22 protein-coding genes are annotated in these 17,401 nt (G+C 71.7%); 10 read left to right on the forward strand and 12 right to left on the reverse strand.

Going from position 1 to position 17,401, the window contains the following annotated elements; all coding sequences use genetic code 11:
* The first annotated feature begins 123 nt into the window (after window positions 1–123).
* The 4 genes from MKK55_RS05140 to proC all read left to right on the forward strand — a co-directional run bounded on the left by MKK55_RS05140 (window position 124) and on the right by proC (window position 2,474).
* Window positions 124–360, forward strand: a complete 237-nt coding sequence (locus MKK55_RS05140) for a hypothetical protein (RefSeq protein ID WP_147726526.1) — start codon at window positions 124–126, stop codon at window positions 358–360.
* 157 nt (window positions 361–517) lie between these two features.
* Window positions 518–808, forward strand: coding sequence for an accessory factor UbiK family protein (locus MKK55_RS05145; protein ID WP_243933586.1), 291 nt, complete (start codon window positions 518–520; stop codon window positions 806–808).
* Between the two features lie 317 nt (window positions 809–1,125).
* Complete coding sequence (locus tag MKK55_RS05150) at window positions 1,126–1,635, forward strand: YbjN domain-containing protein (RefSeq protein ID WP_147726522.1); 510 nt, start codon at window positions 1,126–1,128, stop codon at window positions 1,633–1,635.
* Between the two features lie 8 nt (window positions 1,636–1,643).
* Entirely contained in the window at window positions 1,644–2,474 is an 831-nt protein-coding gene (gene proC, locus MKK55_RS05155) for a pyrroline-5-carboxylate reductase (protein ID WP_243933587.1), read from the forward strand.
* 194 nt (window positions 2,475–2,668) lie between these two features.
* On the opposite strand, the gene mdcG is transcribed toward proC, so the two are convergent.
* The 5 genes from mdcG to mdcA all read right to left on the reverse strand — a co-directional run bounded on the left by mdcG (window position 2,669) and on the right by mdcA (window position 6,966).
* Window positions 2,669–3,301, reverse strand: a complete 633-nt coding sequence (gene mdcG / locus MKK55_RS05160; RefSeq protein WP_243933589.1) for a malonate decarboxylase holo-[acyl-carrier-protein] synthase — start codon at window positions 3,299–3,301, stop codon at window positions 2,669–2,671.
* Window positions 3,298–4,011: a biotin-independent malonate decarboxylase subunit gamma gene (mdcE, locus tag MKK55_RS05165; RefSeq protein ID WP_243933591.1), complete on the reverse strand. Its 714-nt coding sequence runs from the start codon at window positions 4,009–4,011 to the stop codon at window positions 3,298–3,300. Before mdcE ends, mdcG begins: the two co-directional genes overlap by 4 nt.
* On the reverse strand, window positions 3,998–4,894 hold the full coding sequence (locus MKK55_RS05170; RefSeq protein ID WP_243933593.1) for a biotin-independent malonate decarboxylase subunit beta: 897 nt from the start codon (window positions 4,892–4,894) through the stop codon (window positions 3,998–4,000). The genes mdcE and MKK55_RS05170 overlap by 14 nt, the downstream gene beginning before the upstream one ends.
* Window positions 4,891–5,205 carry a malonate decarboxylase acyl carrier protein gene (gene mdcC, locus MKK55_RS05175; RefSeq protein ID WP_147726513.1) on the reverse strand — a complete coding sequence of 105 codons (315 nt, stop codon included), beginning with the start codon at window positions 5,203–5,205 and terminating at the stop codon, window positions 4,891–4,893. Before mdcC ends, MKK55_RS05170 begins: the two co-directional genes overlap by 4 nt.
* Window positions 5,206–5,319: 114 nt before the next feature.
* Window positions 5,320–6,966 (reverse strand): malonate decarboxylase subunit alpha, encoded by a 1,647-nt coding sequence (gene mdcA / locus MKK55_RS05180; protein ID WP_243933594.1) that lies wholly within the window; start codon window positions 6,964–6,966, stop codon window positions 5,320–5,322.
* Between the two features lie 257 nt (window positions 6,967–7,223).
* Between mdcA and madL the strand changes: the two genes are divergently transcribed.
* The 3 genes from madL to MKK55_RS05195 are packed head-to-tail and all read left to right on the forward strand — an operon-like array spanning window position 7,224 to window position 9,153.
* A complete protein-coding gene (gene madL, locus MKK55_RS05185) occupies window positions 7,224–7,682 on the forward strand; it encodes a malonate transporter subunit MadL (RefSeq protein ID WP_243933595.1) in 459 nt (152 codons plus the stop codon).
* A gap of 5 nt (window positions 7,683–7,687) precedes the next feature.
* Complete coding sequence (gene madM, locus MKK55_RS05190) at window positions 7,688–8,452, forward strand: malonate transporter subunit MadM (RefSeq protein WP_243933609.1); 765 nt, start codon at window positions 7,688–7,690, stop codon at window positions 8,450–8,452.
* 26 nt (window positions 8,453–8,478) lie between these two features.
* Entirely contained in the window at window positions 8,479–9,153 is a 675-nt protein-coding gene (locus tag MKK55_RS05195) for a GntR family transcriptional regulator (RefSeq protein WP_147844029.1), read from the forward strand.
* A 33-nt stretch (window positions 9,154–9,186) separates the two neighbouring features.
* Here the strand turns inward: MKK55_RS05195 and MKK55_RS05200 are convergent, their stop codons facing one another.
* Window positions 9,187–9,414, reverse strand: a complete 228-nt coding sequence (locus tag MKK55_RS05200) for a hypothetical protein (RefSeq protein ID WP_243933596.1) — start codon at window positions 9,412–9,414, stop codon at window positions 9,187–9,189.
* A gap of 129 nt (window positions 9,415–9,543) precedes the next feature.
* Window positions 9,544–10,032: a cyanase gene (gene cynS, locus MKK55_RS05205; protein WP_243933597.1), complete on the reverse strand. Its 489-nt coding sequence runs from the start codon at window positions 10,030–10,032 to the stop codon at window positions 9,544–9,546.
* A gap of 231 nt (window positions 10,033–10,263) precedes the next feature.
* Between cynS and MKK55_RS05210 the strand changes: the two genes are divergently transcribed.
* The 3 genes from MKK55_RS05210 (at window position 10,264) to MKK55_RS05220 (ending at window position 14,233) form a co-directional block, all read left to right on the forward strand.
* Window positions 10,264–12,156 carry a sigma 54-interacting transcriptional regulator gene (locus tag MKK55_RS05210; protein ID WP_243933598.1) on the forward strand — a complete coding sequence of 631 codons (1,893 nt, stop codon included), beginning with the start codon at window positions 10,264–10,266 and terminating at the stop codon, window positions 12,154–12,156.
* A gap of 75 nt (window positions 12,157–12,231) precedes the next feature.
* Window positions 12,232–13,224, forward strand: coding sequence for a tyrosine recombinase XerC (locus tag MKK55_RS05215; RefSeq protein WP_409566020.1), 993 nt, complete (start codon window positions 12,232–12,234; stop codon window positions 13,222–13,224).
* A gap of 130 nt (window positions 13,225–13,354) precedes the next feature.
* A complete protein-coding gene (locus MKK55_RS05220) occupies window positions 13,355–14,233 on the forward strand; it encodes a response regulator (protein WP_243933599.1) in 879 nt (292 codons plus the stop codon).
* A gap of 21 nt (window positions 14,234–14,254) precedes the next feature.
* On the opposite strand, the gene lpdA is transcribed toward MKK55_RS05220, so the two are convergent.
* The 5 genes from lpdA to MKK55_RS05245 all read right to left on the reverse strand — a co-directional run.
* Window positions 14,255–15,658, reverse strand: coding sequence for a dihydrolipoyl dehydrogenase (lpdA, locus tag MKK55_RS05225; RefSeq protein ID WP_147728742.1), 1,404 nt, complete (start codon window positions 15,656–15,658; stop codon window positions 14,255–14,257).
* 75 nt (window positions 15,659–15,733) lie between these two features.
* Entirely contained in the window at window positions 15,734–16,519 is a 786-nt protein-coding gene (locus MKK55_RS05230) for an SDR family oxidoreductase (protein WP_243933600.1), read from the reverse strand.
* Window positions 16,516–16,830, reverse strand: coding sequence for a DUF2442 domain-containing protein (locus MKK55_RS05235; RefSeq protein WP_243933602.1), 315 nt, complete (start codon window positions 16,828–16,830; stop codon window positions 16,516–16,518). Before MKK55_RS05235 ends, MKK55_RS05230 begins: the two co-directional genes overlap by 4 nt.
* On the reverse strand, window positions 16,827–17,081 hold the full coding sequence (locus tag MKK55_RS05240; protein WP_243933604.1) for a DUF4160 domain-containing protein: 255 nt from the start codon (window positions 17,079–17,081) through the stop codon (window positions 16,827–16,829). Before MKK55_RS05240 ends, MKK55_RS05235 begins: the two co-directional genes overlap by 4 nt.
* Window positions 17,082–17,134: 53 nt before the next feature.
* A partial coding sequence (locus MKK55_RS05245) for a 2-oxo acid dehydrogenase subunit E2 (protein WP_243933606.1) occupies window positions 17,135–17,401 on the reverse strand: 267 nt, incomplete at its 5' end.

Here is a 17,401-nt window from a genome sequence, read left to right on the forward strand (position 1 = left end):
ACCAGCGGCGGGTCGAAGCGGAGACCCGCCGCGCTTCACCGGCGCGACGTCCTTCTCTTATCTCCCGGACCCGGGAGATGACATGGGTGCCGCGGCCCGACGACAAGAAACAGGATTATCTCCGTGAGGAAACTGACCTTCGCCGTTGCCGTTCTGGCCTCGCTCGGCGCCGCCGCCATCACCGCCCCCGCCTCCGCCGCCCCGGGCGCCCCGATGGGCGTGACCGCCCCCGACGCGATCGAGCATGTGCAGATGCACCGCATGGAGCGTCGCATGATGCATCGCCGGATGGAGCGTCGCATGATGCGCCGGCACATGGAGCACCGCATGATGCGCCGCCACATGATGCGCCGCATGTGATCTGACCGACCCTGATCGGTCGGCGACGGGGTCCTTCGGGGCCCCGTTTTCTTTTGTGGCCGCCCGCGCCGCGCCGCGCCGGCGGATTGCCCCGGACTCCGCGGATTCCTATGTCGAGGCGCAGGCCGGGTTGCGGCTGCGAGCTTTCGGAGACCACATGCCCCCCTCCAACCGCCTGTTCGACGACTTCGCCCGCCTGATGACGGATGCCGCGGGCGCCGCGCAGGGGGTGCGCCGCGAGGCCGAGACCGTGATCCGTGCCCAGGCCGAGCGGCTGATCCGCGACATGGACATCGCCTCCCGCGAGGAGCTCGACGTGCTGCGCGACATGGTCGCCACCCTGCGCGTGCAGAACGAGGCGCTGACCGCGCGGGTCGCGGCGCTCGAGGCCGATGCGGCGCCGGCCGCGGCCGCTGCGTCCACCGCCGGAGCGAGCGAGGCGATCTGATCCGACGCGCGGGCGACCGGCGCGAATCGGTCTCGGCGGGGCGGCGGGCTTGTACACAGGAAGCGCGCGCGAACGATCCATTTCCTGTTCACCGGCCGGGCGAAGCGCTTTGTGTCGCGAGTCCGCGCCGGTTTATAGTCGGTGACGTACTGATTCGCCTTAGCCCGCCGAAGACCGGGAGCCGCCAAGTCGTCATCGCGCGATATTCCGTCCCATCGGGACAAGTGATTTCGTGTCGTGACATGGTTCCGAACTTTGGTTATTTATCGTTCACCATGCCGCGGCGCCGGAATACGGCGGCGTCATCTCGGATCGTCATGCCACAGCTTCACGTCGACATCGAAGGCTACGATCGGATCGAGCACCCGCTCGATGTCGTGGAGCGTCTTGCCGCGCTCCGCGACTGGATCTTCGATCGCGCCGAGACGGACGAGATGTCCGTCGTGGTGGCCGGGCGCTGGACCGAATACCAGGTCGCGTTCACCTGGATCGAGGACGTCGAGGCCCTGCACGTCGCCTGCGCCTTCGACCTCAAGGTGCCGGATCGCCGCCGCACCGAGGTGCAGCGCCTGATCGCGCTGATCAACGAGCAGCTCTGGATCGGTCATTTCGACCTGTGGTCGAGCGACGACGTGGTGATGTTCCGCCATTCGCTCCTGCTCGCCGGCGGCTCGGTGCCGACGCATCCGCAATGCGCGATGCTGCTGAAGTCGGCGGTGGAGGCGTGCGAGCGCTACTACCAGGCCTTCCAGTTCGTGCTCTGGGCCGGCAAGTCCGCCCGCGAGGCGCTGGACGCGGTGCTGTTCGAGACCGAGGGCGAGGCCTGAGGCCCGCCATGGCCGCTCCTCCCGCTGCGGGCGCCCTGCCCGCCTCCCTCACCCTCGTCGGGGCGGGCAAGATGGGCGGGGCGATGCTCGAAGGCTGGCTCGCGGCCAGCCTCGACCCGAAGCGCACGACGATCGTCGAGGCCGATCCGTCCGATGCGCTGCGCGCGCTCTGCACCGCCCGTGGCCTCGCCCTCAACCCGGCCACGGTCGCGCCCGCCGCCGTCCTCGTCCTCGCGATCAAGCCGCAAGGGTTCGCTGACGCCGCGCCCGGCCTCGACCGGATAATCGGCCCGGGCACCGTCGTCCTGTCGATCCTGGCCGGCAAGACCGTGGCCGACATCGAAGGCCGCCTGCCGAGCGCCCGGGCGATCGTGCGCGCAATGCCGAACCTGCCCGCCAGCATCGGCCGCGGGGCCACCGGCGCCGTCGCGAACGCGGCGGTGACCGCGGGCCAGCGTGCCGCCGTCGCGGCTCTGCTCGGCGCCAACGGGCTCGTCGAATGGGTCGGCTCGGAAGCCGAGATCGATGCGGTCACCGCCCTGTCGGGCTCGGGTCCGGCCTACGTCTTCCTGATGGTCGAGGCGATGACCGAAGCCGGGATCGCCGCCGGGCTCGATGCGCAGGTCGCCGCGCGGCTTGCCCGGGCCACGATCTCCGGCGCCGGCGCCCTCCTCGACGCGAGCGACCTGCCCGCATCGGAATTGCGTCGCAACGTCACCTCGCCGGGCGGCACCACCGCCGCCGCCCTCGACGTGCTGATGCGCGACGACGCGCTTGGCCCCCTGATGCGGGAGGCCGTCGCGGCGGCCAAACGGCGGGCGGGCGAGCTGGCCGGCTGAGGCTCGACGCCATAGGGCATGCGGGGCTCCTCCATCCCACTCCCTCATCCTGAGGCGCCCGCGCCAGCGGGCCTCGAAGGAGCCCTCCGGGAATCGCGCGCAAGCTGGAAGCCTCCTTCGAGGCCTCCGCTTCGCTGCGGCACCTCAGGATGAGGATGGTGGACGGGATCGGCTGAAGGCTCGATCCTTCGGCCTCACCGGTCCAAGCTCGCAGGAACCAGCGCCACCCGATCGAGCCCCTTGGCCAGCACCGATCCGCCGGGCGGGGCGTCGCGGAGTTCGCGCCAGTTCACCCCGGCGCCGTCCGGCAGGACGACTTCGCCGTCGAGGCGCATTGGGGCGCCCGCCTCGATCGCGGCGAGGCTGTCGAGGAGGCGGTGCGTCACGGTGGCCGGCCAGAGCAGGTCGAGGTCCGAGGTCGTGGAGAGGTAGGCGAGGCCGGTCAGGCTTTCCCACAGCAGGCCGCCGAACACCTGCGGGACGACGCCGTATTCGGCGGCCAGCGCCAGCACCGCGTCGATGGCGAGGTGCCAGGCCGGCGGCGCGGATGGGCGCGCGGCGGCGAGGGTCACCGGAGGGGACGGCGTGGCGTCGGCCCACGGCACCGCGAGGCCGATGCGGCGCTTGCCGGCGGCCGGCGGCAGGGGCAGCCCGGCGGGCAGATGGTCGCCCTCGTTCGGATGACGGCGCCGCACGATCACCGGCCAGCCGTTGGCGGCCCAGGCCGCGACATGCGGCACGCCGTCGAGGTCGGAGCGCCCGGCGAGCAGCCGGTCCCAGGCCTCGGGCGCCACCACGAACAGGTCGTGGCGGCGAAGCGTCGTCACGCGCGCGCCGCGTCGACCACCCGCGCGGCGATGTCGTGGGCGACGGGACGACCGCCGCGATCCTTGCCGAGGGCGTCGCGAGCGTCGTGCGAGGGCGGCTCGCCGATCAGGGCCGCGATCTGCGGCCGGAGGGGCTTGGCGGGATCGAGCACCGCCTGCACCGCGCCGGCCTGGACCATGTTGTCGAGGCCGGGCGCGAAGACGGGGGTGGATTTCGCCATCGCCTCGAGCTTCTCCAGCGGCAGCTTGGTGACGCGGGCGACGGAGGGCAGGTCCATCACGCTCGGGTTGGCCCCGGGCAGCGCGACCAGCACCCGCGTCGCGAGGGCGGTGGCGATGAAGGCGCCGGCGGCCGAGTGGCCGTAGATCAGGCCGATCGTCGGGTGGCCCTGCGCATCCGCCAGCAGCAGCGCCTTGGCGAGGTGGGCCAGGCACTCGTTCAGCCCCAGAAGCTCGTCGCGCCGGCTCATGCGCTGGCTGTCGGAATCGACCAGCACGAGGATCGGCGTGGCGCCGCCGGCCCGCACCGTCGCCAGCACCGCGGCTGAAAGGGCCAGCGCGCCCTCGATCCCGAGCGGCGTGTCGCCGTCGACGCCGACCACCGCGAGGTCGCGGCCGTCGAGCGGCCCGCGGCCGGTGATCAGACCGTCGGCGACGGCGACCGCGTGGCCGTCGGGGAAGAGCGAGGCCAGGATCTCAGCGAGCGTCATGTGTCGTCCCCTCGAGCCCGGCGACGAGGCCGTCGAAGTCGGCCGCCGACAGGGCCGGCACGCCGGCCGGGTCGTTGACGCCGAGGCGCGCCCAGATCTCGGTGGCGTCGCGGCAATCGCCGAAGCGCGCGATGCGGTCTTCGAGCCGCGCCTGCTCCGCTTCGAGCGTCGCGAGGTCGAAGGCCGGCGCCCGGCCGATCAGGTCGAGGGCGGCGGCGCGAAACGCCTCCACGGTGTCGTCGCAGAATCGGTCGGCGCCGCCGGCGAGGCGCCGGTGCTTGCCGCCCATAGTGCGCCAGACCAGGGCGCGGTCCTTCGAGTCGAATTCCTCGGCGCCCTTGTTGGTCTCGATCACCTCCGGGCCGGAGACCGAGATGCGCCCGCCCTCCGAGACCGCGAGGCGCGAGCAGGTTCCGGCGATCAGGCCGCCGCCGCCGAAGCAGCCGGCGCGGCCGCCGACGAGCCCGACCACCGGGATGCCGGCGCGGCGCAGATCGGCGATGGCGCGCATGGTCTCGGCGATGGCGGTCTCGCCCGCATTGGCCTCCTGCAGGCGGACGCCGCCGGTGTCGAACAGGATCAGCACGGCCTCCGGCGTCTCGGTGACCGCGGCGCGTAAAAGCCCGACGAGCTTGGCGCCGTGCACCTCGCCGAAGGCGCCGCCCATGAAGCGGCCCTCCTGGGCGGCGAGGTAGACCGTGCGGCCGTCGAGCCTGCCCCGGCCGATGACGATGCCGTCGTCGAAGGCGCGGGGCAGGTCGAACAGCGGCAGGTGGGGGCTCATCGCCCGCTGCTCCGGGCCGACGAACTCTTCGAAGCTTTCCGCGTCGACGAGCGCGGCGACGCGCTGCCGGGCACTGGCCTCGTACCAGCTCAAGCTCATCGGCCGGTCTCCATCAGGCGCGCGCCCTGGAGCAGGCGCAGCGACACGGTGTCGGGCCGGGCGCCCCCGTCGTTGATCGCGATGCGCAGGCCGCCGGGCTGGGCCCGCGCCACGAAGTCGGCCGCCACCGCCTCCCAGACGTCGCCGTAGCCGACGACCGGCGTCGCGATCTCGATGGTGCATTGGTCCGGCGGCAGCACGCGCTCCAGCAGCACCTCGAGGTTGCCGGACGCGACGACGCCGGTGATCGCCTGCGGCTTGGTGCCGGCGAGCGGTCCTTTCGTGGTGTGGCGGAAGGTCATCGTTTCCATGTGACATCGTCCTCCTGCGCCCAATGCCATCCGGCGGGATCGCGGGTCCCCTCTCCCGAACGCGAGAGGGGGTCGCGTACCGCGTCCCGCGCCTGCTCCGTCAGCCCGATCATCTCACCAGTTCCGGAACCGGGCCGGCGGCTCGTACAGGCCGCCCGACCAGTGCACGAGGTCCTTGATCGACTTCGCCGCGAGCAGGCTGCGGTCGGCGTCGAGCGGCTCGATCCCGAGATCCTCCGGGCGGCGGACGATGCCCCGGGCGCGCAGGTGCTCGACCTTGGCCTTGTCGCGGCCGCGCCCGACCTCGGTGTAGCCGGCCACGCCGCGGATCGCCTGCTCGCGCTCGTCCGCGTTGCGGCAGAGCAGGAGGTTGGCAATGCCCTCCTCGGTGACGATGTGGGTGACGTCGTCGGCGTAGACCATCACCGGCGCGAGCTCGAGGCCGATCGTCCGGGCGAGCTCGAGGGCGTCGAGGTGCTCGACGAAGGCGGGCACGAGCCCGTCGCCGAAGGTCTCGACGAGCTGCACCACGAGCTTGCGCCCGCGCATCAGCGCCGGGTCGCCGGTCTGCTGCGCCTCGCGCCCGGCCTTCATCCAGGTGTCGGACGGGTGGCGGCGGCCGTGCGGGTCCGAGCCCATGTTCGGCGCGCCGCCGAAGCCCGCCACGCGGTTCGTCGTCACGGTCGAGGAGTGGCCCATGAGGTCGATCTGCAGGGTCGAGCCGATGAAAAGGTCGCAGGCGTAGAGCCCCGCCGTCTGGCAGAAGGCGCGGTTCGAGCGCAGCGAGCCGTCGGCGCCGGTGAAGAAGATGTCCGGCCGCGCGGCGATGTAGCGGTCCATGCCGACTTCCGAGCCGAAGCAGTGCACCTGCTCGACCCAGCCCGCCTCGATCGCCGGGATCAGCGTCGGGTGCGGGTTCAGCGCCCAGTTGGTGGCGATCCGGCCCTTCAGCCCGAGCCGCTCGCCATAGGTCGGCAGCAGCAGCTCGATCGCCGCGGTGCCGAAGCCGATGCCGTGGTTGAGCCGGCGGATGCCGTACTCGGCGTAGATTCCCTTGATGGCCATCATCGCCATCAGGATCTGCGTCTCGGTGACGGCGGCCGGGTCGCGGGTGAACAGCGGCTCGACGTAGAACGGCGTGTCGGCCTCGACCACGAAGTCGATCCGGTCGCCGGGGATGTCGACCCGCGGCACCGTCTCGACGATCTGGTTCACCTGCGCGATCACCACGCCGTTCTTGAACGCGGTGGCCTCGACCACCGTCGGCGTGTCCTCGGTGTTGGGGCCGGTATAGAGGTTGCCGGCCCGGTCGGCCGAGACGCCGGCGATCAGCGCGACGTTCGGCGTGAGGTCGATGAAGTAGCGCGCGAACAGCTCGAGGTAGGTGTGCACCGCCCCGAGCTCGATCTGCCCGCCGTAGAGCATCTTGGCGATGCGGGCGCCCTGCGGGCCGGAATACGAGTAGTCGAGGCGCTTGGCGATGCCGGTCTCGAACACGTCGAGATGCTCCGGCAGCACGATGCCGGACTGGACCATGTGCAGGCCGTGCACCTTGTCCGGGTCGCAGGCGCTCAGCCCGCGCGCCAGGCAGTCGGCCTGCTTCTGGTTGTCGCCTTCGAGGCAGACGCGGTCGCCCGGGCGCAGGACGGCTTCGAGCAGGTCGACTACGTCGGCGGCCGCGACGACCTTGCCGTCGGCGTGGGCGCGGCCGGCCGCGATCCGCGCATCCCGCGCCGTCCTCTGCCTGCGCCAGTCCGTCATCCCGATCCCCAAACCGTCGATCCGCCCGCACGCTGTCGGCATGCGATCGCGGGTCAGACACAGCAATTCGTATGCGAATGATCCGTTCGATCACATGATCGTATACCAGCTTGCCGATCTGTCAATATTTTGCATACTCAGTGGCAACGAAGACGAATCACGAAATCGGGACGGATACGCCAGATGCCCCGTGCCATCGCGCCTCCTCGACCATCGCCCGGCCCGATCGGGAGTGCCCCGCACGGGAGGCTGCGGCCATGATCATCGCCGGCGTCGCGCTGCTCGCCGCCTGCACGCTGATCGGCGTGTATCTCGGCGATCTCCTCGGGATCGCGCTCGGCGTGAAGGCCAATGTCGGCGGGGTCGGCATCGCCATGATCCTGCTGATCGCCGCCCGCGTCTGGCTGATGCGCCACGGCCGCCTGAGCAAGAACGTCAAGTTCGGCGTCGAGTTCTGGGGCGGCATGTACATTCCCATCGTCGTCGCGATGGCCGCCCAGCAGAACGTCGTCGCCGCGGTGAGCGGCGGCCCGATCGTGATCACCGCCGCCTTCGGCTCCCTGGCGATCTGCTTCGCCGCGGTGGCGCTGCTCAGCCGCATCGGCGGCCGCGACCCGGGCGGTCCGGAGGTCGAGCACGGCGGCGCCGTCATCGGCGGCGAACCCGAGGCAGCGCAGGCCGACGCCGCGGCGATCCCGGCGGGGCGGACGCGATGAGCGGCCTGTGGCACGGCCTTGAGCACGTCTTCGTCGAGCAGAGCCTGGTTGCGGCCTTCGCCGTCGTCGGGGCGCTGATCCTGGTCTCGAACGTCGCCGCGCGGCGGCTCACCAACGGGCGGGTGCACGGCTCGGCCATCGCCATCGTGCTCGGCCTGGTGCTCGCCTATCTCGGCGGCGTGCTCACCGGCGGCAAGAAGGGCCTGGCCGACATCCCGGCGCTGGCCGGGATCGGGCTGATGGGCGGGGCCATGCTGCGCGATTTCGCCATCGTCGCCACCGCCTTCGAGGTCGACGTGATCGAGGCGCGCCGGGCCGGCCTCGTCGGCGTGCTGGCGCTGGCGCTCGGCACGCTGCTGCCCTTCCTCGTCGGCACGCTGACCGCGGTCGCCTTCGGCTACCACGACGCGGTCTCGATCACGACGATCGGCGCGGGCGCGATCACCTACATCGTCGGCCCGGTCACCGGCGCGGCGCTCGGCGCCGACTCGACGGTGATGGCGCTCTCGATCGCCACCGGCGTGACCAAGGCGGTGGGCGTGATGGTCGGCACGCCCCTCGTCGCCAAGCTGATCGGCCTCGACAACCCGCGCTCGGCCATGGCCTATGGCGGGCTGATGGGCACGGTCAGCGGGGTGGCCGGCGGCCTGGCCGCCACCGATCCCAAGCTCGTGCCCTACGGCGCGTTGACCGCGACCTTCCACACCGGCATCGGCTGCCTCGTCGGCCCGTCGGTGCTGTTCCTGACGGTGCGGGCGATCGTCGGCTGAGCCCGGCTTCGCGGGGCGGGAGAGCCATGGACGCGGGCCACGAGACCGAGGAGCGGGCGCTGATCTCCGATCGCATCCGCGACGCGCTCACGGATGCGATCGCGGCGGGCGAGCTCGCCGCCGGCACGACCCTGGACGAGCAGACGCTGGCCGACCGCTTCGGCGCCTCGCGCACCCCCGTGCGGGAGGCCCTGCGCCAGCTCGCCTTCGGCGGCCTCGTGGAGCAGCGCCCGCGCCGCGGCATGGTCGTCGCCCGGATGACGCCCGAGCGGATCATGGACATGTTCGAGGCCACCGCCGAGATCGAGGCTTTGTGCGTGCGGCTCGCCACCCACCGCATGCGCCCGCTCGAGCTCAGCGCCCTGATGGAGCTGCACCGGCGCTCGGGCGCGGCGGTCGAGGGCGGCGACCTCGACGCCTACGACGGCCTGAACCGCCAGTTCCACGAAGGGCTCTACGCGGCCACCCACAACGGGTTCCTGGCCGAGCAGGCGCTGGCGATCCGCACCCGGCTCTCGGCCTTCCGCCGTACGCAGCTGCGCCAGGGCGACCGCATCCGCCGCTCCCACGCCGAGCACGGCGCGATCCTGGCCGCGATCGCCGAGGGCGACGGCGAGGCGGCGGCACGGCGCATGCGGGCGCACATGCTCAACGCGGCCGGGGCGCTCGGGCGCTACATCGCCGAGCATCACGCCGACTGATCCTCCCGGAGCGCAAAGGCGCGCCCGCCCGGCTCAGCCGGGCGGCGGCCCGTCGATCATCCGGCGGAGGTGGTCCAGAAGCTCCCGACGCTGCCCGGGCTGATCGAGGGTGGCCCACAGGCGCAGCAGGGTGAGGCTCTCGGCGATCCGATCCCCTTCGTCGAGCGTGGCGAAGAACGCCGCCGTCGGAATGCCGAGCGCCGCCGCCAGCTCGTCGAGCACCGGGTTGCGCGGGTGCGCCGTCCCCTCGTCCGTCGCCACGTCGTCCCCCTCGCTGCCCCGTTCCGCCCCCCATGAGCGAGCCGTCCGCCGTCGCCCGAGCCGCCGCAGCTTCGGTGGAAACCGGCCGAAGCGGCAAGGGGCGGCGGCCGCCGCCTCGCCCGGCCCGGCTCAGCCCTCCTTGAAGCCGTATTCCGGCACGCCGTCCTCGCTGCCGTAATACTTGTACGGCAGGAACTTGCCGGACATGCCGAGCTTCACGCGGTCGCCCTTGTTGTTGGCCTCGCGCTCCATGGTCATGTTGAAGTCGATCGCCGACATGATGCCGTCGCCGAACTCCTCCTGGATCAGTTCCTTGAAGGTGGTGCCGTAGACCATCACCAGCTCGTAGAAGCGGTAGATCAGCGGATCGGTCGGCGGCATCGACGGGATCGAGCCGCGATAGGGCGCCTCGTTGAGCATCCGCTCCTCGGATTCGTTGAGCCCGAACAGCGCGGCGGCCTTGGCGGCCTGCGCCTTCGGCAGCTTCATCTGGCCCATGCAGGCGGCGGTGATCAGGATCGGCGAGAGGCCGCCGATCTCGTCCTGGATGTACTTCCAGGTCCAGCCCTTGTCGCGCTTGATGTCGAGGAGCTTCTCGGTGAGGTCTTCGCGCTTCATGGTCGGCACTCCGGCAGGTTGTGAGATCGGTCGCGCCCCGCCGCGTGGTCTGCCGGCGGGGCGCGCTCGAGCGAGGCTTGCGCAAGCGATGTGCCAGCTGGGTCGTTGCGAAGAACCGCCGCGGGAACAGCGACTTGGCCTGAGGATCATCAGCTACGAGATCTCGTGCCCGACGAGATCTCGTGGTATGACCACGAAGTCTCGTAGCGAGACGGGTGCGTCGGGGCCGACATGATCGAGGATTTCGGGCCGGTCTTCGAGCAGCACCGGGAGGCGATGCTGGTGCTGGAGCCCGAGGCCGACCGGATCGTCGATGCCAACCCGGCCGCGGCGCGCCTGCTCGGCTACGACCGCGCGGCGCTCCGCAGGATCACGGCGAGCGCGCTGCATCCGGGCCAGCGGCCCGCGCTGGTGGTGTTCACGCAGGGCGCCTTCGCCAAGGGGCAATGGTGGTCGCGGACGCTGGAGCCGCGCCACGCGGACGGCCGCGGGCTGCGCCTCGAATACGCCGCGAGCCCGCTCGCGGGCGACCCGCCGCGGCTTCTCCTGACGCTCTCCGATCTCGAGGCGCGCCGTCGGCGGGCGGTCGACGGGCAGGCCGACGACCACATGCGCGCCGGCATCGCCGAGTGGCAGCGGATGGAGCGCATCTTCCGCGACATCGAGCGCGGGAACCAGCTGATCCTGCGGGCCGCCGGCGAGGGCATCTACGGCGTCAACGCCGATGGGGCGACCACCTTCGTCAACCCGGCCGCCGAGCGCATGCTCGGCTGGCGGGCCGCCGACCTCGTCGGCAAGGACATGCACGCCACCGTGCACCACACCCGCTCCGACGGCGCGCATTACCCGCACCGCGACTGCCCGATCTACGCGGCCTTCCGCGACGGCGCGGTGCGCCAGGTCGACGACGAGGTGTTCTGGCGGCGCGACGGCACCGCGTTCCCGGTCGCGTACACCTCGACGCCGATCCGGGATCGCGGGCGTCTGCTCGGCGCCGTCATCGTGTTCCGCGACATCAGCCAGCGGCGCGAGGCCGAGGAACGGCTGCGCAGCGCGCTCGCCGAGGTCGATTCCCTGCGCGAGCGGCTGGAGCTGGAGAACGCCTACCTGAAGGAGGAAATCCGGCTGGAGCGCCACCACCAGGGCATCATCGGCCGATCCCCCGCCATCGCGGCGACGTTGCGCCAGATCGACCTCGTGGCCGGCACCGACGCCACCGTGCTGATCACCGGCGAGTCCGGCACCGGCAAGGAGCTGATCGCCCGCGCGATCCACGAGGCCAGCCGGCGGCGCGACCGGCCGATGATCCGCGTGAACTGCGCCGCGGTGCCGCGCGAGCTGTTCGAGAGCGAGTTCTTCGGCCATGCCCGCGGCGCGTTCACCGGTGCGCTGCGTGATCGCGTCGGGCGCTTCGAGCTCGCCGACGGCGGCACGCTGTTCCTCGACGAGGTCGGCGAGATCCCGCTCGATCTCCAGGGCAAGCTGCTGCGGGTGCTGCAGGAGCGCTCGTTCGAGCGCGTCGGCGAGGAGCGCACGCGCGCCGTCGACATCCGCCTCGTCGCCGCCACCAACCGCGACCTGCGGGAGGAGGTGCGACGCGGCCGGTTCCGCGAGGACCTGTACTTCCGCCTCAACGTCTTCCCGCTGGCCGCGAGCCCGCTCCGCGAGCGCCCCGAGGACATCGCGCCGATCGCCCAGCACGTCCTGACGGGGGCCGCACGCCGCCTGAACATCCCCGAGCCGCGGCTGACCGAGGGCGACGTGCGCCGGCTTGCCCGCTACGCCTGGCCCGGCAACGTGCGCGAGCTGGAGAACGTGATCGAGCGCGCCGCCATCCTCGCCGTCCGCGGCCGCCTGCGCTTCGACCTGCCCGAATCCGAACGGTTCGAAGCCGAACGGCCCGATCCCGCGGGCCCCGTCGACGCGACGCCGCCGGCGCTTCCCGCCGACCGGCCGCCGACGGAGGCCGACCGCCGCGCCCGCGACCGCGCCGAGATCGCCGCCGCCCTTTCGCTCACCGGCGGCAAGGTGTTCGGCCCTGGCGGCGCCGCCGAGCTCATGGGGCTGCGCCCGACGACGTTGGCCTCGCGCATCAAGGCGATGGGGATCGAGAAGACCCGTTAACCGCCGGGCAACCGCGCAGGCGTCCAGTGACCGGCTCGCGCGCTCGACGCGGGCGCGCTCCGCGAGGAAGACCCGATGCTGACTTCCGCTCCCGCGTCGGGCTCCGTCCTTCCCACGATGCCGGGCGATGCCGCCCTCCTTGCCGCCGCCCGCGCCTGGGGCCTCAGCCTCGCGGCCGAGCGGCGGATGTCCGCCAACACGGTGGAGGCCTACGAGCGCGATCTGCGCCAGTTCCTCGCCCATCTCGACGCCCGCACCGGCACGCCGACGATCCCCGCGATCGTCGCGCTGAAGCCGCGCGACGTCCGCGCCTTCATGGCCGCGCGGCGGGCCGACGAGGTCGGCGGCCGCTCGCTGATGCGGGCCCTGGCCGGCCTGCGCTCCTTCGCCAAGCACCTCGAGCGCGAGGGTCACGGCACCGTGGCGGCGCTCGGCGCCGTGCGCTCGCCCAAGGTGGAGCGGCGCCTGCCGCGTCCGCTGCCGGTGGCGGCCGCCCGCGCCCTCACCGACGTGTCGCTGCGCGCCGACGAGGACCGCGACCTTTGGATTCTGCTGCGCGACGCGGCGGTGCTCGCGCTGCTGTACGGCGCGGGCCTGCGCATCTCGGAGGCGCTGGGGCTGGCGCGGCGCGATGCCCCGGTGCCCGGCATCGACGCGGTGACGGTGCTGGGCAAGGGCGCGAAGCAGCGGATGGTCCCGGTGCTGCCGGTGGTGGCCGAGGCGGTCGCCGCCTACCTCGCCGCCTGCCCGCACCCGCTGCCGCCGGAGGGCCCGCTCTTCGTCGGCGCCCGCGGCGGCCCGCTCTCGCCGCGGATCATCCAGTACGTCGTCGCCCGCGCCCGCGGCGCCCTCGGGCTGCCCGACAGCGCCACGCCGCACGCCCTGCGGCACTCCTTCGCGACGCATCTCCTGGCGCGGCAGGGCGAGCTGCGCGCGATCCAGGAGCTGCTCGGCCACGCCTCGCTCTCGACGACGCAGCTCTACACCAAGGTCGACGCGGCCCGCCTGATGAGCGCCTTCGACGCCACCCATCCGCGCGCCGGCCGTGCCGTGCCGACGGGGGCGTGACACGCGACGTGCATTGAGATGACACGTTGACACACTAGACAGAGCAAATAGCCGGTTCGGCCAGCCATTAAGCTTGCCGAGAGATTTGAGCGCTATTTCTCTTGTCATAGGATCGGACTGGACAGGAACCATGGCGGGCGAACACGCCGATATCGGAAGCGCGGTCCGGCCCCCGCAAGCCGGCACCGTCCTCATCGCCGATCGCGACGCGGGACGCCGGGCCGAACTCGCCACGGTGGTATCGCACTTCGATCCCAGGGCCGTGATCGTGCAAACGGCCTCGGGCGAGGCGCTGATCGATCTCGCCCTCGCGCACAAGCCGGCCCTGGCCTTCGTCGGCCTCCAGCTCGAAGGCGTGAGCGGCCCGGAGGCGGTGGCGGTGGCGCGCAAGCGCGGCGCCACTCTGCCCTGCCTCGTGCTGATCGCCGCCCGCGTCTTCGCGCAGTGGCAGGAACTCGCGGTCTCGCTCGGCGCCTACGAGGTGCTGAAGGTGCCCCTCGACACCGCCCACATCGAGAGCCTGCTGCACGCCGACACCCGGCGCCGGCAGCCGACGCGCATCCTGCTCGCCTCCTCGTCGGACGCGGCGCGCGCGGCGATCGGGCGGGTGCTGGCGCGCAGCGGCTTCGCCCTCGAGATCGACGAGACGGATTGCGGCCGGCACGCCCTGAAGCTCCTGAAGACCGACGCCTACCCGCTCGCCTTCGTCGACGTGAAGCTCAACGGGACCGACGGCCTCGAGCTCGCCTGCCAGGTTCAGACCCTGAACCTGACGACGCGCCTCACGATGCTGACCAGCGGCGATCCCGAGCCGATCGCCCAGGCCGCCCGCTACTTCGGCGCCACCTTCGTCCTGAAGATGCCGTTCCACGCCCGCGACATCGACCTCACGCTCCACCACGCGCTCGGTCTGCGGCGGCCGTACCTGCTGAACGCGATCACCGCGCCGCCGGCCCCGACCGCCCTCCTGCGCATCGCCGCCCTCGCCCCGGCCCGCCGCTCGGCCTGAGCGACGGGCGCGGCCGCGTCCTCAGACGTGGATCGCGCGCTTCCCGACCGCGAGCGCGGCCTCCTTCACCGCTTCCGTCAGGGTCGGGTGGGCGTGGCAGGTGCGGGCGATGTCCTCGGCCGACGCCCCGAACTCCATCGCCACCGCCACCTCGGCGATGAGGTTGCCGGCATCGGCGCCGACGATGTGGACGCCGAGCACCCGGTCGCTCGCGGCGTCGGCCAGCACCTTCACGAAGCCCTCGGTGGTGCCGTTGGCCTTGGCCCGGCCGTTGGCGGTGAAGGGGAACTTGCCCGCGTTGTAGGCGATGCCGTCCTTCTTCAGCTCCTCTTCGGTCTTCCCCACCGAGGCGACCTCCGGATAGGTGTAGACCACGTTCGGGATCACCGCGTAGTTCACGTGGCCGGACTGGCCGGCCAGGATCTCGGCCACCGCGACGCCCTCGTCCTCGGCCTTGTGCGCGAGCATCGGCCCGGCGATCACGTCGCCGATCGCGTAGATGCCGGTGACGTTGGTGGCGTAGTGGCTGTCGGTCTGGATCCGGCCCTTGTTGTCGAGCCCGACGCCGACGCCCTCGAGGCCGAGCCCCTCGGTGTAGGGCACCCGCCCGATCGCCACGAGCACCACGTCGGCCTGAAGCGTCTCGGATTCGCCGCCCGCCGCCGGCTCGACGGTGACGGTCGCGCCGCCCGCGCCGGTCGCCACGCCGGTGACCTTGGTCGAGAGCTTGAAGGCGATGCCCTGCTTGGACATGATCCGCTGGAACTGCTTGCCGACCTCGCCGTCCATCCCCGGCAGCACCCGGTCGAGATACTCGACCACGGTGACCTCGGCCCCGAGCCGGCGCCAGACCGAGCCGAGCTCGAGGCCGATCACGCCCGCGCCGATCACCAGGAGCTTCTTCGGCACCGCCGCGAGCTCGAGCGCGCCGGTAGAGGAGACCACGGTCTTCTCGTCGATCTCGACGCCGGGCAGGCGCGTCACGTCCGAGCCGGTGGCGATGACGATGTTCTTGGTCTCCAGCATCTGGTTTCCGCCGTCCTCCGACGTGACCTCGACGCGGCCGGCGCCGGCGATCCTTCCGGTGCCGCGGATGGTGTCGACCTTGTTCTTCTTCAGCAGGAACTCGACGCCCTTGGTGTTGCCGTCGACGCCGCTCTGCTTGAACCCCTGCATCTTGGCGAGGTCGAGCTTCGGCGTGCCGACCTCAATGCCGAGATCGGGGAAGTGCTTGGTCGCCTCCTCGAACGCCTCGGAGGCGTGCAGCAGCGCCTTCGACGGGATGCAGCCGACGTTCAGGCAGGTGCCGCCATGGGTCGCGCGCTTCTCGACGACGGCGGTGCGCAGGCCCAGCTGCGCGGCGCGGATGGCGCAGACATAGCCGCCGGGGCCGGTGCCGATGACGACGAGATCGTAGGTGCTCATGGTTCTGTTCGTTCCTGCATGCGCGTGCGGCGACCGCCGTGGCGGGTCGCCGCCGGATTCATTCGTCGCCGGGGATCACCGACCGCCCGAGACGTCGAGGATGGCGCCGGTGGTGTAGGCCGCCTCGTCGGAGAGCAGCCAGAGCACCGGGGCGGCGACTTCGTCGGCGGTGCCGGCGCGCCTCATCGGCACGCCCGGTCCCATCGCCGCCACCTTGTTGGGCGTGCCGCCGCTGGCATGGATCTCGGTGTCGATGATGCCGGGCGCCACGGCGTTCACCCGGATGCCAGCATCGGCCACCTCGCGGGCGAGGCCGATCGTGAAGCTGTCGATCGCTCCCTTCGAGGCGGCGTAGTCGACGAACTGCCCGGCCCCGCCGAGGCGCGCCGCGATCGACGAGACGTTGACGACGGCCCCGCCCCGGCCGCCCTGCTTCGTCGACATCCGCCGCACCGCCTCGCGGGCGCAGAGGAAGCTGCCGACGACGTTGGTCGCCATCATCCGGTGGAGCCGGGCGGCGCTCATCTCGGACACGGGCGCGGAGAGATCGATCACCCCGGCATTGTTGACCAGCGCCGTGACGGTGCCGAGACGGTCGGCCGCCGCGAACAGGGCGATCACGTCGGCCTCCTCCGCCACGTCGCAGCGCACCGCGACGGCCTGGCCGCCCTCGGCTTCGATCGCCGCGACCACCGAGGCGGCCGCGGCCGCGTCGGAGACGTAGCTCAGGCAGACGCGATAGCCGTGCCGCGCCGCGAGCAGGGATACCGCACGGCCGATGCCGCGGCCGCCGCCGGTGACGACCGCGACGGCGCCATGCGGACTATGCGGCGCCCCAGGCGTTTGAAAGACGTCCGTCATTCGGCCGCCGCCCGCGTCGCTTCGAACCGATCGGCCATCGCCTCGACGATCGCGGTTTCGACCTGGATGCGCGTCGCATCCGGGCAGAAGTCGATCTCGTGACCGGGATCGCCCAGGTTCCAGCCGAAGGTATGCCCGCCCTCGCCCACGGCGACGGTCTTGAAATACGCTTCGTCCTTGAGCGGGCCGAAGATCGGACGCCGCGCGATCATTTCAGACAGATCGAGCACGCCGCTCAGGCCGTCTTCAAAGATCACGCGAACGGTTGGGTAATCGAGCGGTTCGACGGATGCGATGCGAGACTGCTTCATTCGATCATGCCTCCGTCGTTGCGGCCCGCCCGGATCTCTCGCCAGATGTAGGAAACCTGCTCGCGGTTTACCGCGAGCCAGGCCTGGACGGCCTTCAGTTTCGCGCGTGGCAGGCTCCCGTTGAGCACCATGCCCGTCGCGATCGAGATCTGCGCCTCCTGCCCCGAAAAGATTGCATGGAGGTGGGGCGGCAGGTGATCCTTGAGATAGATCGTGATCCGCACGCCCTCGATGATCGCGATCGTCGGCATCGGTCACGCGCGCGTCCCGCTCGATGCCGATCGTGTCGTCCGCAGCCGGCGCCTCACAGATCCAGGACGAGCCGCGCCGGATCCTCCAGCGCCTCCTTCACCCGCACCAGGAAGGTCACGGCCTCCTTCCCGTCGACGATGCGGTGATCGTAGGAGAGGGCGAGATACATCATCGGCCGCGCCTCGATCTTGCCGTTGCGGACCACCGGGCGCTCCTCGATGCGGTGCATCCCGAGGATGCCCGATTGCGGCGCGTTGAGGATCGGGGTCGACATCAGCGAGCCGTAGATGCCGCCGTTGGTGATGGTGAAGGTGCCGCC

Source organism: Methylobacterium sp. J-059 (genome assembly GCF_022829485.1).
Lineage (GTDB): Bacteria > Pseudomonadota > Alphaproteobacteria > Rhizobiales > Beijerinckiaceae > Methylobacterium.

What these genes read in the sequence shown, in the direction of transcription:
- proC (WP_243933587.1), top strand. Translation starts at nt 1,644, where the DNA reads ATGGCCGCTCCTCCCGCTGCGGGCGCCCTGCCCGCCTCCCTCACCCTC.
- cynS (WP_243933597.1), bottom strand. Translation starts at nt 10,032, where the DNA reads ATGAAGCGCGAAGACCTCACCGAGAAGCTCCTCGACATCAAGCGCGAC.
- mdcA (WP_243933594.1), bottom strand. Translation starts at nt 6,966, where the DNA reads ATGACGGACTGGCGCAGGCAGAGGACGGCGCGGGATGCGCGGATCGCG.
- mdcC (WP_147726513.1), bottom strand. Translation starts at nt 5,205, where the DNA reads ATGGAAACGATGACCTTCCGCCACACCACGAAAGGACCGCTCGCCGGC.
- MKK55_RS05195 (WP_147844029.1), top strand. Translation starts at nt 8,479, where the DNA reads ATGGACGCGGGCCACGAGACCGAGGAGCGGGCGCTGATCTCCGATCGC.
- MKK55_RS05220 (WP_243933599.1), top strand. Translation starts at nt 13,355, where the DNA reads ATGGCGGGCGAACACGCCGATATCGGAAGCGCGGTCCGGCCCCCGCAA.
- MKK55_RS05150 (WP_147726522.1), top strand. Translation starts at nt 1,126, where the DNA reads ATGCCACAGCTTCACGTCGACATCGAAGGCTACGATCGGATCGAGCAC.
- MKK55_RS05235 (WP_243933602.1), bottom strand. Translation starts at nt 16,830, where the DNA reads ATGAAGCAGTCTCGCATCGCATCCGTCGAACCGCTCGATTACCCAACC.
- MKK55_RS05240 (WP_243933604.1), bottom strand. Translation starts at nt 17,081, where the DNA reads ATGCCGACGATCGCGATCATCGAGGGCGTGCGGATCACGATCTATCTC.
- MKK55_RS05210 (WP_243933598.1), top strand. Translation starts at nt 10,264, where the DNA reads ATGATCGAGGATTTCGGGCCGGTCTTCGAGCAGCACCGGGAGGCGATG.
- MKK55_RS05230 (WP_243933600.1), bottom strand. Translation starts at nt 16,519, where the DNA reads ATGACGGACGTCTTTCAAACGCCTGGGGCGCCGCATAGTCCGCATGGC.
- mdcE (WP_243933591.1), bottom strand. Translation starts at nt 4,011, where the DNA reads ATGACGCTCGCTGAGATCCTGGCCTCGCTCTTCCCCGACGGCCACGCG.
- MKK55_RS05215 (WP_409566020.1), top strand. Translation starts at nt 12,232, where the DNA reads ATGCTGACTTCCGCTCCCGCGTCGGGCTCCGTCCTTCCCACGATGCCG.
- madL (WP_243933595.1), top strand. Translation starts at nt 7,224, where the DNA reads ATGATCATCGCCGGCGTCGCGCTGCTCGCCGCCTGCACGCTGATCGGC.
- MKK55_RS05170 (WP_243933593.1), bottom strand. Translation starts at nt 4,894, where the DNA reads ATGAGCTTGAGCTGGTACGAGGCCAGTGCCCGGCAGCGCGTCGCCGCG.
- MKK55_RS05145 (WP_243933586.1), top strand. Translation starts at nt 518, where the DNA reads ATGCCCCCCTCCAACCGCCTGTTCGACGACTTCGCCCGCCTGATGACG.
- lpdA (WP_147728742.1), bottom strand. Translation starts at nt 15,658, where the DNA reads ATGAGCACCTACGATCTCGTCGTCATCGGCACCGGCCCCGGCGGCTAT.